Annotated in this window: 9 protein-coding genes and 3 pseudogenes; 5 read left to right on the forward strand and 7 right to left on the reverse strand. The window is 65.6% G+C overall.

Annotated features, from left to right (window positions below):
• Positions 1-36 precede the first annotated feature (36 nt).
• From tssH to tssB, 7 genes and pseudogenes are all read right to left on the reverse strand, one after another.
• Complete coding sequence (gene tssH, locus CSV86_RS08875) at positions 37-2,595, reverse strand: type VI secretion system ATPase TssH (RefSeq protein WP_009395371.1); 2,559 nt, start codon at positions 2,593-2,595, stop codon at positions 37-39.
• A gap of 2 nt (positions 2,596-2,597) precedes the next feature.
• The gene (tssG, locus tag CSV86_RS08880; protein ID WP_009395373.1) at positions 2,598-3,623 is read right to left on the reverse strand and encodes a type VI secretion system baseplate subunit TssG; all 1,026 of its coding nucleotides are present in this window, start codon (positions 3,621-3,623) and stop codon (positions 2,598-2,600) included.
• Positions 3,587-5,388, reverse strand: a pseudogene (gene tssF / locus CSV86_RS08885) (type VI secretion system baseplate subunit TssF). The gene tssG and the pseudogene tssF overlap by 37 nt, the downstream one beginning before the upstream one ends.
• Positions 5,372-5,809, reverse strand: coding sequence for a type VI secretion system baseplate subunit TssE (gene tssE, locus CSV86_RS08890; RefSeq protein WP_009395376.1), 438 nt, complete (start codon positions 5,807-5,809; stop codon positions 5,372-5,374). The pseudogene tssF and the gene tssE overlap by 17 nt, the downstream one beginning before the upstream one ends.
• 4 nt (positions 5,810-5,813) lie before the next feature.
• Positions 5,814-6,311, reverse strand: coding sequence for an Hcp family type VI secretion system effector (locus CSV86_RS08895; RefSeq protein WP_009395379.1), 498 nt, complete (start codon positions 6,309-6,311; stop codon positions 5,814-5,816).
• A gap of 78 nt (positions 6,312-6,389) precedes the next feature.
• Complete coding sequence (gene tssC / locus CSV86_RS08900; protein ID WP_009395380.1) at positions 6,390-7,883, reverse strand: type VI secretion system contractile sheath large subunit; 1,494 nt, start codon at positions 7,881-7,883, stop codon at positions 6,390-6,392.
• A gap of 58 nt (positions 7,884-7,941) precedes the next feature.
• The gene (tssB, locus tag CSV86_RS08905) at positions 7,942-8,511 is read right to left on the reverse strand and encodes a type VI secretion system contractile sheath small subunit (RefSeq protein ID WP_009395382.1); all 570 of its coding nucleotides are present in this window, start codon (positions 8,509-8,511) and stop codon (positions 7,942-7,944) included.
• A 201-nt stretch (positions 8,512-8,712) separates the two neighbouring features.
• On the opposite strand from tssB, the gene CSV86_RS08910 reads away from it, so the two are divergent.
• The 5 genes and pseudogenes from CSV86_RS08910 to tssA all read left to right on the forward strand — a co-directional run bounded on the left by CSV86_RS08910 (position 8,713) and on the right by tssA (position 16,246).
• The gene (locus tag CSV86_RS08910) at positions 8,713-9,183 is read left to right on the forward strand and encodes a hypothetical protein (RefSeq protein WP_037058835.1); all 471 of its coding nucleotides are present in this window, start codon (positions 8,713-8,715) and stop codon (positions 9,181-9,183) included.
• A 49-nt stretch (positions 9,184-9,232) separates the two neighbouring features.
• The gene (gene tssK, locus CSV86_RS08915) at positions 9,233-10,567 is read left to right on the forward strand and encodes a type VI secretion system baseplate subunit TssK (protein ID WP_009395385.1); all 1,335 of its coding nucleotides are present in this window, start codon (positions 9,233-9,235) and stop codon (positions 10,565-10,567) included.
• 16 nt (positions 10,568-10,583) lie between these two features.
• Entirely contained in the window at positions 10,584-11,354 is a 771-nt protein-coding gene (locus tag CSV86_RS08920; protein ID WP_009395386.1) for a DotU family type IV/VI secretion system protein, read from the forward strand.
• Positions 11,351-15,159: pseudogene (locus CSV86_RS08925) on the forward strand (type VI secretion system protein). The gene CSV86_RS08920 and the pseudogene CSV86_RS08925 overlap by 4 nt, the downstream one beginning before the upstream one ends.
• A pseudogene (gene tssA / locus CSV86_RS08930) lies at positions 15,156-16,246 on the forward strand (type VI secretion system protein TssA). The pseudogenes CSV86_RS08925 and tssA overlap by 4 nt, the downstream one beginning before the upstream one ends.
• The last annotated feature ends 34 nt before the right edge of the window (positions 16,247-16,280 follow it).

A 16,280-nucleotide genomic window follows, 5' to 3' on the forward strand; every position in this document is an offset into this window, starting at 1 on the left:
GTGACTGTACACGGTCATGGCAGGCTCACGGCGCTTTTACTCAAGTGCCCACTCCGCCAGTTTTCCGGTGACCTGCTTCATAAGCACATTTTCGATATCCCGCGCTCCGGCGCCGCTGCATTTACCGAGTACCGCCTTGACGATGCCGCGGTCGAAGTCGAACTGCTTGCCGGTGGCGGCCTTGTAGCGTTCGCGCAGTTTCTCCAGCTTGGCCAGGACGATACCTTCCAGCGTGGCCTCGTCCAGCGGGTGGTAGGGCACCACGGTCATCCGCGCCAGGAACGCCGGGCGGAAGGCCTGCAACAGCACCTTGTGCAGGCGCTCGTTGAACGCGTCCCCGTCCAGGTCGGCCTTCGCCGTGTCGAGGATCAGTTCGGCACCGACGTTGCTGGTGGCAAGCATCACGGTGTTCTTGAAATCGACGATCAGGCCGCTGCCATCTTCCATGACGCCCTTGTCGAAGACGTTGTAGAAGGCTTCCAGCACATCCGGGTGGGCCTTTTCGATCTCGTCCAGCAGCACCACCGAATAGGGTTTGCGCCGCACCGCTTCGGTGAGCACGCCGCCGCTGCCGTAGCCGACATAGCCGGGCGGGGCGCCCTTGAGCTGGCTGACGGTGTGGGCTTCCTGGTACTCCGACAGGTTGATGCTGATCAGGTTGCGCTCGCCACCGTACAGGGCGTCGGCCAGGGCGTAGGCGGTCTCGGTCTTGCCCACGCCGGTGGGGCCGGGCAGGAGGAACACGCCGACCGGTTTCTGTGGGTCGGTCAGGCCGGCACGGTAGGCCTGCAGGCGCTGGGCGATGGTATCCAGCGCGGCTTTCTGGCCCATCACCCGCTGGCCCATGCGCTGGCCGAGGGTACGCACGGCATGGGCTTCGTCGGCGAGCATCTTGCCCACCGGGATACCGGTCCAGCCGGCGATCACCGCAGCGACGATCTTCGAGTCGACCTGCTCGGGTACCAGCGGATCATCCTGGCGAATGGCATCCAGGCCCGCCTCGAGCCGCAGCAGTTCGGCGGCCAGGTAATCGATGCGGCTGTCGGTGTCGGGATCGCGGCGCTCACCGTCGGCGTCGGCCTTCTCGCTCAGCGCCAGCAGCTCGCGGCGGGTTTCGAGCAATTCGCGCACGGCTTCGCGCTCTTCGCTCCAGCGGCTTTCCAGCTCGCGCATGGCGTCCTGGTTGAGGGTCAGCTCGATTTCCAGGGTGGTGATGCGGTCGCGGTGATCCTGGCCGGTGGCCTGCTCGCGACGCAGGCGTTGCAGCTCTTCATCGAGGCTGTGCTGGCGGTGGCGCAGGTTTTCCAGGGGCGGCGGCACGTCGTGCTGGCCGAGGGCAACCCGGGCGCAAGCGGTGTCGAGGATGCTGATGGCCTTGTCCGGCAGCTGGCGCCCGGAAATGTAGCGGTGCGACAGCTTCACCGCGTCCTGGATGGCGCTGTCCAGCACCAGCACGCCGTGGTGCTGCTCCAGCCTGGCGGCGATGCCACGCAGCATCTGCACGCAGGTGGCCTCGCTCGGTTCTTCCACCTGGACCAGCTGGAAGCGTCGGGCCAGGGCCGGGTCCTTCTCGAAGTATTTCTTGTATTCCTGCCAGGTGGTCGCGGCCAGGGTACGCAGCTCGCCCCGGGCCAGGGCCGGCTTGAGCAGGTTGGCCGCATCGCTGCCACCTTCGGCGCCGCCGGCGCCGATCAGGGTATGGGCCTCGTCGATGAACATGATGGTCGGGCTGGGCGAGCTGCGCACGGCGTCTATCACGCCCTTGAGGCGCTGCTCGAATTCGCCCTTGACCCCGGCCCCGGCCTGCAGCAGGCCGAGGTCGAGTACCCGCAGGCAAACGTCCTGCAGGGCCGGTGGTACGTCGCCGGCGGCGATGCGCAGCGCCAGGCCTTCGACCAGCGCGGTCTTGCCCACGCCCGGCGCACCGACCAGGATCGGGTTGTTCTGCCGGCGACGCAGGAGGATGTCGATGCATTGGCGGATCTCGCCTTCGCGACCGATGATCGGGTCGATACGGCCGGCCCTGGCGTCGGCGGTGAGGTCCTGGGTGTATTGCTCGAGGATCGGATCTTCGCTGCTGTTCGCCGCGCCCTTGCCGCGCTTGGACGGCGCTGGCTCGGCCGGTTGCTCGCGGGAGCTGCGGGTCAGTTCCTGGAACCGTGCGCGCAGGCCGTCCAGCGGGATGGCCAGCAGGCCGGCGGCGCTGTTGAGCAATTGGCTGCGCAACGCCTCGCGTTCAAGCAGGGTCAGCAGCAGTTGCCCTGAGCGGATACGCTGCCCGCCGCCGCGAATACTGGCCTGGAGCACGGTTTCCTTGAGCAGGTCGATGGTCTGCGCCGACAGCGATGGCGTGCGGGTATTGCCCGACTTGAACAGCTCCAGGGCCCGGTTGATCTGCTCGGCCAGCGCGTCGCGCTCGACCTTGAAGGGCGGCAGCAGGCAGGCCAGGTCACCGCCCTGGATTTCCAGCAGTTCGAGGAGAAAGTGCTCCACCTCGACGAAATGATGGCCGCGCTGCAGGCAGCGCTGGGCCGCGCGCTCCAGGGCGTCGCGGGTATCCGGGTTCAAACAGGCGATCAGGCTGCCGAGTTCCATGTTCACTCCCTGTCGGGTTGGCGCAAGCGGGTTTCGATGCGCTGGAGCTGATCCGGATCCGCGCGGCGGCGGACACCGTTGTTCCAGTTCAACCGGGTATCGTGCTGGCGGCCCAGGTGGAGCACGGGCGCACCCTTGATTTCGAGGACCAGCCTGCAGTCCAGGTCGGGACCGAAATACAGCGCGGCGAGGTCGGCCAACTGCCCGTGTACGTCGGCGCCGGGCAGCAATGAGTCGGCCTGGGCCTGGCTGAGCGGGCTGAACGTCAGGGTAATGCCGGCGTGCTCGTCCCAGATGTGCTTGCCGGCGATCGCCGTGCGCCCAAGGCTCAGGTTGCGCCGGCCACGGCCAAGCACGCTGCGGCTGCCGGGCGGTATTTCGCACCAGGCGCCGGTGTAGGGGGCGATGCTCAGCGGTAGGCCGAAATGATGGCGGACGATGGACACGAAGCCGGCCAGCGAGCGCCGTCCGCCGGCAAGCAGGGCGGTGCGCGCCAGCAGCACGGCGTCCGGCAGGCCCTGGCGCTCGTGCAGGCCTTGGGGCAGCAGGCCGCTCAAGGCACGCAGTTGCCGATGCACCGGGCTGGCCTCGGGCCTGGCGAAACCGAAGGCGATGCGATGCTTGCGCAGGGCGCGGTAGAGCAGGCTGAGCAGGCGATGCTGGAACAGGTCGAGAAATTCCGCCGGGGCATGGTCGCGGGCCACGGCACGCTGTTGCAGCCATTCCTGGAAGGCGTAGGGCAGCGGGCCGTCTGCACCGCCGAGGCCGAACACCGGGGTGCTCAGGATCGGCCGCGGATCCGTCGTGTCATGGCTGAGCTTTTCCACCTGTGCCACGGCAAACACCGGGGTCAGCGGGCCACGCAGGCGCACCGCTTCGTTCTGCGGGACGCTGCCGCAGCCGAGGGAGGTGGCCTTGCGGTTCTCGTGTTCGAGGATCAGCAGGGCCTGGAGCAGCTCGAAACCTTGCGGGCGCTCGCGCAGTGTCTGGCTCAGAGGCTCAGGGGCATGCCGGCTTGCGGGCTCCATGTCTTGATTTCCTTGGTGGGGTCATCGGCATCGACCAGTACCGTACTGATATAGCGGTTGGCGGTGGCATAGAGCGAGAAGAATTGCGCCAGCACCGCAGAAAACAGCACGGTGCTATGCCCGGCGAAGTGGGTCGGGTCAAGCTGGATGCGAACTTCCAGGCCCTTGCGCCAGCCGCGCCAGGCATCGTTGCCGACCTGGGCGACGCGCCGTTCGCTGCTCAGGCTCTTCAGGCCGTCGATCTGCCGGCTGGCGCTGGCTTCGTTGCGCAGGTTGTGCAACACCAGGATTTCCCGCAGGGCCCCAGGGCTTGCGGGCCTTCCACCAGCGACAGGTGATTGAGCGTGAGCTGCGACACCAGGCGCCAGCGCGACTGGCCGTCCAGGCTCGGTACCCCCTGGGCGCTGGGCGGGTTGACCAGGTATGCGCTGGCCGGTGCGCCGGGGCGCTCGAAGGATAGCCGGGTACCGGCCGCCAGGCTCTGCGCCAGATGGCGGTTGGTGCACAGCAGGTCGGCGCTGAGGCTGAAGTCCCAGGCCTGGCGCAGTGGATCGAAGCCGGGGTCCACCAGGCTGATCATCATGTCGCTGCCGATGCGGTTCGGGGTCAGCCCATGGATGCGCCGTGCGTGCCAGTACCGGGTGGCAGCGCTGCCGTGCTGGCTGCCGTAGTAGGGCGCCAGCGGGCGCACCACACCATCGGCGCCCAGGGCGCGCAGGCTGCGGATGCTGTGGATCTCGACGCTGTTTTCACGATGGCTGTCGGCGACCAGGCGGTATTCGCTGCTGCGTCCGTCCGGGCGCAAGGGCTCGGAGGTGCGGCGGAACAGATTGATCGCCGGGGCGCAGCCCAGGGCGAAGTCGCCGGGCTGCAGAAACAGGTGCGTGGGTGCCGGGCGGTCGAACACCAGGTACAGCTGCAGGCTGCTGCCCTCGATCTGGCGCGGGTCGAGGGGCAGGTCGAAGAAGTGGAATTTCTCCGGGAAGGCGAAGTACTCGGCCAGCAGGCGCAGACCGGGATGTACGCCGTCCTCCTCGGGCAGCAGTGCCTCGTGCTCGGCAAAGCCCACCACCTGCGGCAGGCGGTCCAGGCGCAGCAGGCGCTCGCGGCTGGCGCCATTGCACACCGCGATGGTATGGGCGCCCAGCAGGTCGTAAAGCGCGGCATTGACCATGGGCGATGCATCGAGGTGCACGCGCAGATGGCGCAGGTCCAGTTCGTTCCAGGACGCCTTGCCCAGGCAATCGATACGCAGGCGCAGGGCCGACGCGGCCTGGTGCAGCCCGGTCAGCTCGCGGGCCTCGTCGGCGCCGAGCAGTACCGCTTCGCTGATCTGCAACGGCCACAGGGTGACCTCGGCGCCGGTACGAAAATGCAGGCTGTCGCCACGGGTCGTGGTGACGAACAGCGGGGTATCGCGGGGCAGGGTATAGCCGCTGTCGAGCGCACCCTTGGTCAGGTCCGGTTCGAAGCGCACGATGGCGCAGGAAGGCAAGGGGCGCAGGGCCAGCGGGTAAAGCTGTTCGAGCAGGGCGTCGCTGAATTCGGCGTAGTCGTCGTCCAGGCGCCGTTGCAGGCGTGCCGAGAGCAGGGAGAAGCCTTCCAGCAGCCGTTCCACATGAGGGTCCTGGCTCTCTCCGGGCGACAGCTCAAGGCGCCGGGCCACCTTGGGATAGCGCTCGGCGAAGGCGCTGCCGGCGTTGCGCAGCCAGGTCAGCTCGCGCTGGTAATAGTTGAGCAGCAGCGGGTCAATCGAGTCGCTCATGGCTGACCTCCACCGCCGAGTCCTGCTTGTCCAGGACAAAGGCCACCGGCCATTGCTGGCCACCCTGGCGCAGCATGCCGCTGACCAGGATATTCAGCCGCCGTGGTTGTCCGGCCACCTGGCGTACTTCGACCTCGCCGGCCTTCAGGCGTGGTTCGAAGTGGTTGATGGCGGCGCGGACTTCCCGGGCGATGCGCCGGCGATCGTCGCTGTTGCTGGCCTGCAGGCCGCTCCAGTCGCCAATGCCGTAGTCCAGCACCGTGGGCGGCGTGCTCAGTGTCGGGCCCGCACGGCGGCTGTTGAGCAGCCGCGTCAGTTCCTCGCGGACCGAATCGGCCAGGGCCTGGCGGTCGAGGGTCGGCGCCTCGCCCGCAGGGTCGCCGAGGCGTTCGAACAGCAGGGGGCGGTGACCGCTGGACATCTAGTCAGGCACCGGCCTTGTTCAGGGTCATGTCCCAGCTGGTGCCCGCCACGCCTTCCTTGGTGCCGTCGTCTTTCTGCGTGGTCAATTCCCATTTGATCTTGGTGAAGTTCAGGGAAATGGTTTCCACCGGCTTGCCACCGGTGCCGCCGCTGACGCTGACATTGGAGAAGATCACGTTGGTCAGGGTGTAGACGATGAAGGGCATGATTTGCCCGCTGCTCTCGGCGGCGTTGCGGCCGACGGTGATCTTGGCCTCGGCCACCGGCTTTCCGGAGACGCAATAGAGATTGAGGTTGGGGGTGGAGGTATCGATGAACTTGGTCAGGGTGAATTCGCCGACGAAGGGCTTGCCCGAGGTCCGCTCGGTGTTGCTGACGTCGTTGGTCACCTGCATGGCAACGTTGTGGCTGTAGGACATGATCTCGATCTTGTCCTTGTAGCCTTCGATCAGCGAGTCACCTTTGATGTCGTCGCCCAGGTCCAGAATGATCGCATCCATCGCGTGAAGCTCCTGCAGTCAGAAAATTCGAATAGGTAGGGAAAGCACTCCTGCGGGCCGGGCCCGCAGGAGCCGGGGTCAGGCAGCGACCGGTGGTGGCAGGGTGGCTACCAGGCGGATCGAGGCGGTCAGCTCTTCGAGCTGGAAGTGCGGACGCAGGAACACCGTGGCACGGTAGGCGCCCGGCTTGCCGGCGACCTCGGTCACGTCGATGCGGGCTTCACGCAGCGGGTACTGGGCCTTGATGTCCTGGGGCGCGTTGTCGTTGACCAGCACGTAGTCGGCGATCCAGTTGTTCAGGTAGGTCTGTACGTTGTCGCGGGTCATGAAGCTGCCCACCTTGTCACGCATGATGACCTTCAGGTAATGGGCGAAGCGCGACGACGCCAGTACATACGGCAGCATCGAGGAGATCCGCGCGTTGGCATTGGCCTCGTTGGTGTTGTAGGTGCGTGGCTTGTTGGTGGTCTGGCCGCCGAAGAATACCGCGGTACCGGTGTTTTTCTTGTGGCACAGGGCGATGAATCCGAGGTCGTTGAGCTCCTTTTCGCGGCGATCGGTGATCGCCACTTCGGTCGGGCACTTGAGGGTCAGGTCGCCGGACGCGGTCTTGAAGGTGTGCTGCGGCAGGTTGGTCAGCGCGCCGCCGCTCTCGGCGCCGCGGATCGCCGCCGCCCAGCCGAACTTGGCGTAGGCGTCGGTGATGCGCCGGGCCAGGGCCCAGGCGGCGTTGCCCCACAGGTACTGCTTGCCGTCCGGGTTGCTGACGTTTTCGGTGAAGTTCATGCCTTCCACCGGCAGCGTGTCCGGGCCGTAGGGCAGGCGCAGGAGGAAGCGCGGCAGCACCAGGGATACGTAGCGCGAGTCCTCGGTATTGCGGAAGTCTTGCCAGGGGCCCAGTTCCAGGCTTTCGAACAGTTTGGCCAGGTCCTTCGGCACGCCCAGGTCGGTGAACTGCTTCATGTCGAACAGCAATGGGCTGGCCGCGGCGATGAAGGGCGCGTGGGCATTGGCGGCGACTTCGGACAGCTTGCGCAGCAAGGCGATGTCCTGCGGGTGGCGGCCGAAGAAGTAATCGCCGACCAGGACGCTGAACGGGTTGCCACCGAAGGTGCCGTATTCCTCTTCGTAGATCTTCTTGAAGAGCACGGTCTGGTCGAAGTCGACGGCGCGGGTCAGGTCTTTCTTCAGTTCGTCCTGGGACACGTTGAGCAGGCGCAGTTTCAGGCGGGTGCTGGTCTCGGTGTTGCTGACCAGCATATGCAGGCCGCGCCAGGACGCTTCGAGCTTTTGGAAGGCTTCGTCGTGGAGGATTTCGTTGAGCTGGTCGCCGATCAGCTTGTCGATCTGCTCGATGCGGTTGTTGATCAGGGCGCGGGTGTCAGGGTCTTCGCCCTGGCTGACGGTGAGGGCCTTGTCGAGCACCTGGCTGGCGAACTCGGCGATCAGGTCCTGGGCGTAGACCTTCTGGCTCTCGTCATGAACGATCTGGCCTTCCTGGATGATCTTTTCCAGCAGGGTCAGGGTCTGGGTGCTGCCTTCGCTTGGATTCTCGGTGCTGGACGCGGGCATGGTGAAGTCTCCGGATGCAAGGGGAATGATCGGGCGGGCGAATCAGGCGTCGGGCCGGTTACTTGGTTTCCGGGGTTTCGCCGGTATCCGCGTCGTCTGTCTTGTCTTCGGGCTTGGCGTCGATTTTCGCCGTGGCATCGGAGCGGGCCGCCTTGATCAGCTCAAGATCCTCGTCGGCACTGGACAGCACCTGCTTCAGCATTTCATCGAGCCTGTCGTTGCCATCGAGCTTGGTCAGCAGATCGCGCAGGCGCTCGCGGGCACCGAACAGCACCTTGAGTGCATCGACTTTTTTCACCACGTTGATCGGATCGAAGTCTTCGATCGACTCGAAGACCAGCTTGGCGCTAAGAGGGGAGTTGCCACCGCTGAGGGTGTTCTTGACGTTGACGGTAACGCTGGGCTTGATCGAATTGAGGACCTGGTTGAAGTTGTCGCTGTCGATCTCGACGAAGCGACGCTCATTGAGTTTTTCCGGGTTGGGCGTGGCGCCGGAAAGGTCGGCCAGAATGCCCATGACCAGCGGCAGTTCCTTTTTCTCGATGGCGTTGCCGATTTCGACGTCGTAAGTGATCTGCACACGAGGCGGACGAACCCGGCCCAGCTTGTGCTGAATACTCTCTTCCATAGTGGCTGACTCCGATGCAGAAGGCGGGCGCAATGCAACGGTTTCCCACTGATCGCATTCCCTTGCTTAGACCGCGGAGCGGACACACTCGCGTTGGAGGATCCTGTTTTCCGCAATCACCTCAATTCGTCGTGGTGGCGAATTGGCATGGATGCTATAACAGGCATCCGGAAATGCAAATAAAACTTTTCTTGGATCATTATGCGTCTTAAGAAGTTCAAGTTTTTCAGGATGACGGTGATACTTTTAGGCTTGGCCCATATGGCCGGCTGCGCCTATTTTGGATCCAGGGTAAGTGTCGACGGAGTTACCCTCGATGTTGCTTTGCGTGCAAATGATGACTCGCCCATCGCGGTCGACTTTATTGCAGTTAACGATAATGATTTGCTTGCAAAGTTATCGGGACTTACAGCAAAACAATGGTTTGCAACGCGCGATCAATATCAGCGCGACTTTCGTCAATATCTTTATGTCTGGGGCCTGGAACTGGTGCCGGGACAGTTGATTGAATCCTCGACCTTCCCGCTGGACGGAAAACCCTCGGTAGGGCTCGTGGCCTTTGCCAATTACCAGAGCCCGGGCGCCCATCGCCTGCGCCTGGAAGACCAGCGCAGCATCCGCTTGAAATTCGATGCGCGCGAGATGACCCTGCTCGACCAGAACCTGCGCTGAGCGCGGGCACGTTTGCACAGATGCCAAATACAGGATGTCAAGGGAACCTATGAGCGTGCGACCTGATGTGGTCTGCTGGTACGAAGGCATGCAACTGCTGCCCCAGCATTTTCAGTTGCAAGGACTGCGGGCCGAGGCCATTGCCGCGCACCTGGCCAGGGCCGCCAACCCCTGGTATTGGGGCGTGACCCAACTGTCCTGGGAGCAGCCGGCGCTGGTCGCCGGCAAGCTGCGCATCCTCGGCCTGGAGGCTACGTTGCCCGACGGCATGCCGATCAGTATCGAACCGGGGGAGGGCGGCCTGCCCGAGTTCGACCTGGTCGAGGTGATCGCCGCCGCGCCCGATGCCAGTGTCACCCTTTACCTCGCCGTCAGCCCGATCTGGCAGGGCCAGCGCCTGCGTCCGCTGGACGGTCGCTGGCGGTCGGCGCTCAGCGAGCCGGTACCCAACCTCGACAACAACCTCGATGACGAGCCCGTCCAGGTCTGGATACCGCACCCGCGCCTGGTGACCGATGCCAGCAAGGCCGACACCGTGTGCCTGCCGTTGCTGCGGATCAGCAAGGCCGATGGCGGCTACAAGGTAATGGATGATTTCATTGCACCGACGCCGCGCATCCTGCCCGAATCGCCCCTGGGCCAGCGGGTCTTCCAGCTCTGCGCGATGATCCGCGAGAAATGCGTCTTCCTCGGCAAGCGCCTGCAGGCGCTGCAAGGGGATGCCGCTAGTGCCGAGGAACTGCGCCGGCAATCGGCAGCCCTGTGGGCGCGCCTGCCGGAAGTCGAAGGCCTGCTCAACAGCCGCATCGCCACGCCCCAGGGCCTGCACGGGCTGTTGCTGGGCATGGCCGGCAGTTGGTCGGTGCTCGATCCGGCCAGGGGCGTTCCGGCCTTTGCGCCGCTGGATTTTCTTGACCTGTACCGCGGCTACGACGAGGTGCTGCGCTGGATGGAGCAGGTACTGGGCAAGCTGCGCCTGGGCTATCGCAGCCATCTGTTTAAACAGATGGGCAATGTCTACGAGATCAGCCTGCCATCGTCGGCGGCCAGCCAGACCCTGGTCATCGGCCTGCGCATGCCGGCCGGAACGCCCGAGGAGGGTGCCCGCCTGTGGCTGGGGCGGACCATCATCGCCTCTGCCGCACAGGTGCCCGAACTGGCGCGCCAGCGCCGCCCGGGCCTGGCGCACAACCCGATGAGCCGCAAGGATCAGGTGGCCTACGGGGTCGGCGACGATACCCGCCTGTTCGTGATCGAGGCCGGTGGCCCGGGTTTCGACCCGCACCAGCCGTTGCAGATCGTGTCCACCGGCTCGGGTGAAGCCTTCCGGCCTTGGCAGATCGTACTGCTGATCGACGACGACCACGAAGAACAAGACGCCTGACACGGTAGGGAAGCCTATGCCAGAAGGGATTGCCGTTTCGCGTTATCGCGGCGTGCAGGATGCGCCCCTGACCAGTGCCTTTCACCAGGCCTGGCAGGACTGGGCGCAAGCCTGGGACGAACTGGACAAGCGCGGCCAGGACCTCGACAAGCTCGTCGACCAGGTGGTCGAGCTCTCCACCGGCGCCACCCGCCGCCTCTGGCGTACGGCCTTTGCCAGCGTCGGCGATTCGGCGCCCTTGCAGGTCAAGTCGATGGTCTACGCCTTCGTCGCCCTGGTCGACGAGACCCTGCTGTTCGCCGACTGGCCCGGCCAGCCGGTGTGGCAGGAGCGCCCCCTGGAGTTGCGCCTGTACAGCAGCCGCCAGGCCGGCGATCGCCTGCCGGTGGAGATCAAGCGCCTGCTCGATGAGCAGGCACCGACCAGCCAGGACCTGGGCAATGTGTACCTGTTGTGCCTGATCCTCGGTTTCCATGGCCGCCTGCGCGGACCGGGCGGCGAAGCGCTGCACGCCAAATGGCGGCATGCGCTGTACAACTTCACCCGCCAGCGTGATCCGGACTACACCAACGTCAGTGCTTTGCTGGCAGAGCCGGCCATTGTCCGGCCACAGCAGCTTGCGCCGCGTGAAACCATGGGCGACGGGGTGCGCCTGGGCCTGCTGATCCTTGGCGTGACCTTGCTGCTGGTCGCAGTCGGCCACCTGTTCTGGCGCGATATCGGCCAGGAACTGTCGCCGGTGCTGCACCTGGCCGTGCCCCACCAGGTCCAGGAGCCGATTTCATGAGCCTGTCCGTCGTGGCCTGGGTGATTGGCATCCTGGTCGTCCTGCTGCTGGTGGTGCTGCTGGTGCTATGGCTACGCAGCCGCAATGGCGCGACGGTGCGCAGCTTTTACCTGGCCGTGCGTCAGATGGAACACGAACAGGGGGTCAGCGACCGCTACCAGGCACCCTGGCTGCTGATGCTTGGCGACGAGGTCGAAGGCAAGCGCCTGTGCGCCGACTGGAACCTCAATCCGGTGGACAAACCGGCCTGGTTCGGTCGCTGGTGGGCGGACCCCAGCGGCGCTGTACTGGTGGTGCCGCAGGCGCTGTTCATGCCCGGCGAGGGCATGAAGCAGGCCGGCGGCTGGTGGAACCTGATTGGCCTGCTATTGCGCCTGCGCTCGCGCCGCCCGCTGGACGGCGTGATCTGGACCATCGCCGCCGCCGACCTGCTCGACGCCGACCGCGCCGCGACCCTGGGCCTCGACGCACGCCGGCGCTTCATCGACCTGCTGCAACGCCTGGGTACCAGCCTGCCGGTCTATGTGCTGGTCACCGGGATGGACGAGGTGCCGGGCTTCCAGGAACTGGCCCGGGCCTTGCCGGAGCAGGCACGCAAGCAGGCGCTCGGCTGGTCTTCGCCGTATCCGGCGGAGGCGGCCTGGCAATCGCAGTGGACCGACGACGCGGTGGATGGCATCAGCCATGCGCTGTCCGAGGCGATCGTGCAAATGGGGACCCTGTCCGGGCAACTGAGCAACGAACTGGACACCCTGCCGCAGCGTTTCGAGGGCATGCGACGCAACCTGCAGATGCTGCTGTGGCCGGTGTTCCAGGGCAACACCCACGGCGAGGCGCCGGCGCTGCGCGGCCTGTACTTCACCGGCACCCAGGCGATGCCGGGCGAGGCCGGGGCATTGACTGCGCTGGACCAGCTGCGGGTGCAGAACGTCTTCGCCCACGGCCTTTGGCAGCAGCGCATCAACGCCGAGCGCGGCCTGGCCCGGCCGATTCCGCGGCTGTTGCAACTGCGCCAGCGCTGGCAGCGGATCGTCGCGGTGAGCGCGGCGGTGGTCGGGGTGCTCTGGGCCATCGGCATGATCTGGGTGTGGCGCGATTCGCTGCGCGATGCCGGCGAATTGTCGCGGCTGTTGCAGAACGCACAGAACGACTACGTCGCGATCCCTGACGACAGTCATCGCCAGGAACTGACCCGGCACAACGTGCAGAGTTTCTGGAATGTGCTGGAGCGTGCGCCACGCTGGCACTTCACCTCGCTGGCCTATCCGACCTCCTGGTTCTCGTCGCTGGACCAGGACATGGACCGGGTGCTGCAGCGCACCGCCATGACCCATATGCAGCAGCCGATCCACGACCTGCTGCAGGCTGAGCTGCGTGATGTACTGGCCATCGCCGAGGCCACCCGGCGTACGGCTGCGCCCCAGGGCGGTGATCCGGCGCAATGGCCGAGCTACCTCAAGGCGCGCGAACTGGTGCACAAGGTGCTGCGCCTGGAGCAGGCGGCCAGCCTCTATGGCCAGGCCCAGGCCAACCAGAAGACCCCGCTCGACCAGTTGATCCCGCTGAGCAACCAGGTCCTGGACATGAACCTGAACGCCGGGACCCTGCCCAACGAGCGCTACTACAACCGCCTGCTGGTCAACCAGGGCATCAGCCCGCTCAAGCCCCTGGACCTGTCGCTGTACCGCAGCACCATCCAGGGCAACTTCAACCAGTTGATGGGCAACTGGCTGGGGCACTATTTCCGCACCGATGGCTATGTCGTTTCCGCCGGCTACCTCAAGCTCTACCTTGACCGCCTGGAAAACGGTGCCGGGCAGACCCTGCGCGAGCTGGAACATGTGGATGCGCTGATCGAAGACCTGCAGTCGGCCATCGACCTGACCAACTCCACCTGGAGCCGCGGCAAGGGCCAGGACCTGGTGGCAGGCTACGGGGAACTGCTGGAAAAGATCCGCCAAAGCAAGCTGCTGGGCCCGGCCATCGCCGACGAGACCGAGCGCCAGGCCGAGCAGATGCAATACGCCTTCAAGGAACAGTGGATCGCCCAGGGCTCGTCGAGCCGCAACCTGCTGGTGCAGAACGCTGCCGGGCAACTGGCCTTGCAGGACCGGATCGTCCATCTGCAAAGCGCGATCAACCTCTTGCTCAAGCGTGACTTCGTCGCCCGGGCCCTGCGCGAGGATGCGCTGGGCGAGGCGACGCCGCTGAGCCATGTGGACGGCGAGGGCCTGCGCCTGGCGCAGAGCTATGCCGACAGCTATCGGCAGTATGCCCACGAGTCGCTGGCGGGCATTCCTCCGGTGTACCGCAATGCCTTGCTGAAAACGGCCGAAACGGTGGCGGGCGATGCCATGTGGGCCAGCCTCGGCCGACAGACCGTGGACAGCGAGCTGCCCCGCGCCGCGACCTTCCAGGTGCGCACCGACCAGGCCCTGGCCGTGCACGGTGCGTTTATCCAGTTGCAGCGCCCGGACCTGGCCAGCGGCCTGCAAAGCGCCTTGAACCGCAGCGCCCTGGCCGATGTGTCCCTGGCCATCGAGGAGGTCTACCAGCAGCCGCTGTTCCGTGACTACAGCGCCATCAACCAGTGGGACGGCACCAAGGACCTGGGCCTGCGCCTGTTCCGTGCAGTGGATTCCCAGGACCTGAAGGGCAGCCTGGAGCAACAGTTCGCCGTGATCACCGCGATCACCGAACAGGCGGCGCCGGCCAAGGACTGGCTGATGACCCAGTTGCCGAGCCTCAACCTCGGCGAGGCGGAGCTGGTCAGCCGTTTCAATTCCCTTAGCGAGGAGATGGTCAAGTACAAGGCCCAGAACCCGTCCAGCTCGCCAGCCCTGATCACCCAACTGATCGTGCGCGACTTCAACGACATGGACCAGGGCAGTTGCGCCAAGATCCTCGGCTCGGCCCTCGCGCCCCATGCTTCCGGGCAACTCACCCAGCACTGGAATGCCCTGCAGCGCACCGCCCTGCAGCGTTGCCAGTACCTCCAGCGGCAGAGCGTGGCCGGCGCCTGGAACGAACTGGCCGGCTATTTCAATCAATACCTGGCCGGGCGCTTCCCCTTTGCCAGCGACCGCCATGCGCCAGACGCGGACCCTGCACGGGTGCAGTATTTCCTCACCCTGATCGACAACCGCCTGCCACAGGCGCGGGACGGTCTCGGCCTGCTGACGGTCCGCGATCGCGCGGCGGCCGGCGAATTCCTCGACCGGATCGCACTGGCCCGCCCCTGGCTCGGGGCGATCCTCATGCGCGACAAGGCCGGCCTGTCCGGGATCGACATGGAAGTGACCTGGCGTACCGACCGCGACAGCGAACGCGGCGCCGACCAGGTCATCGCCTGGACCCTGGCTGCCGGCAATCGTGAAATCGTCTGGCCGGGGATGAGCAGGTGTTGCACTGGAGCCTCGGCCAGACCCTCGATCTGCGCTTGCGCTGGGCCCGCGACGGCACCCAGCGGCCGGTCAACGACCCGGTGCAGCAGCAACTCCACGTCAACGGCCTGGAAGCCGAATGGCAGTACCAGGGGCCCTGGGCGCTGCTGCGCATGATGGCAGCCCACGGTTCCACGCTGCGCCAGCCGAATGTCGACTACACCGAATTCCCCCTGAGCCTGGAAGTGCCGGTGCACGCCCAGCCCGAGGAAGACAACCAGACGCGGATGTTCCTGCGCCTGTCGCTGATGAGCCAGGGGGGCAAGGCGCCGCTGTCCATTCATCCGCTACCGGTCCAGGCGCCGTCATCCCCCCTCGGCTACGCCTCGCGTGCCGTGGTCGATTCAGGAGATCTACCATGACTACCCCCGGCTTCTCCGCGCGGGTCAGCCAGCTGCTCGAACCCGTTTCCGCGAACCTGCCCTGTGGTACCGACCTGCACTACGAGGCGGTGTTCGACCGCATCAAGGAACTGCGCCGCGAAGATGACACCAGCCTGCCCACGGGCGTGTGGTCGACCACCGAGGTCAAGCGTGCCGACTGGGAAAAGGTCGAAGTGATCGCCAGCGATGTAATGAAGACGCGCAGCAAGGACCTGATGATCGCGGCCTGGCTCGGCGAGGCCTGGCTGCACCGTGAGGGGCTCAAGGGTATGGTCGATGCCCTGGCGCTGATCGGTGGCCTGTGCGAGTGCTACCCCGGCGATCTGCATCCGCAACTGGACGACGATGACCCTGGTCGCCGCGCCGCGCCGCTGCTCTGGATGGCGCGGCGCTATGACGAGGTGATCCATACCCGGATGCCATTGTTTCCCCAGGTATCCGCGGAGATCGGCGTCTTCAACCTGTACAGCTGGCAGCAGATGAAGCAACGCCAGGTGCAGATCAACGACAGCAAGCCGGCCAAGGTCGCTGCCGAAGCGGCCCAGGCATTGCAGAACAAGGTCAACGACGAGGTTCGGCGAACGCCGGTCGCCTGGTGGCTTGAAGGGGTCAAGGCGGTGGAAACCACCAAGGCGCAACTGTTGCTGCTCGATGGCTGGTGCGATCGCAACCTGGGCGGCGAGGGGCCTTCGTTCGTGCGCTTGCGCAAGCAACTGGACAACCTGGAAAACCTGCTGCGTGAATTCCTCGCGCTGCACCCGCCGCAATTGCTGTCGCCCGAGCCCGAAGCCACGCAACCCGAACCGGAGAAACCCCGCGCGATGGACCTGTCTGCCGCAATCGAACCCGCGCGCCGTTCGCCGAGCCGCGCACCCGTGAGGAAGCCTACCGGCAACTGCTGGTGATCGCCGACTACCTGGCCCGTACCGAGCCGCACAGCCCGGTGCCGTACCTGATCCGTCGCGGCGTGGAATGGGGCAACAAGCCGCTGCGCGAACTGCTGGGCGAACTTATCAATTCGGATGCCGAAGCGCGGCGGTTGTGGACCTTGCTGGGGGTTCTTTAACACAGCGACGACGCGGTCCCTGGTTGCGATGTGG

Origin of the sequence: Pseudomonas bharatica CSV86 (assembly GCF_000319305.2) — a bacterium.
Taxonomy (GTDB): Bacteria; Pseudomonadota; Gammaproteobacteria; order Pseudomonadales; family Pseudomonadaceae; genus Aquipseudomonas; species Aquipseudomonas bharatica.

Excerpts from the sequence above, each read along its gene's own strand:
- tssC (WP_009395380.1), bottom strand. The coding sequence starts at position 7,883 with ATGCCCGCGTCCAGCACCGAGAATCCAAGCGAAGGCAGCACCCAGACC.
- CSV86_RS08910 (WP_037058835.1), top strand. The coding sequence starts at position 8,713 with ATGCGTCTTAAGAAGTTCAAGTTTTTCAGGATGACGGTGATACTTTTA.
- tssH (WP_009395371.1), bottom strand. The coding sequence starts at position 2,595 with ATGGAACTCGGCAGCCTGATCGCCTGTTTGAACCCGGATACCCGCGAC.
- CSV86_RS08895 (WP_009395379.1), bottom strand. The coding sequence starts at position 6,311 with ATGGATGCGATCATTCTGGACCTGGGCGACGACATCAAAGGTGACTCG.
- CSV86_RS08920 (WP_009395386.1), top strand. The coding sequence starts at position 10,584 with ATGCCAGAAGGGATTGCCGTTTCGCGTTATCGCGGCGTGCAGGATGCG.
- tssE (WP_009395376.1), bottom strand. The coding sequence starts at position 5,809 with ATGTCCAGCGGTCACCGCCCCCTGCTGTTCGAACGCCTCGGCGACCCT.
- tssG (WP_009395373.1), bottom strand. The coding sequence starts at position 3,623 with ATGGAGCCCGCAAGCCGGCATGCCCCTGAGCCTCTGAGCCAGACACTG.
- tssK (WP_009395385.1), top strand. The coding sequence starts at position 9,233 with ATGAGCGTGCGACCTGATGTGGTCTGCTGGTACGAAGGCATGCAACTG.
- tssB (WP_009395382.1), bottom strand. The coding sequence starts at position 8,511 with ATGGAAGAGAGTATTCAGCACAAGCTGGGCCGGGTTCGTCCGCCTCGT.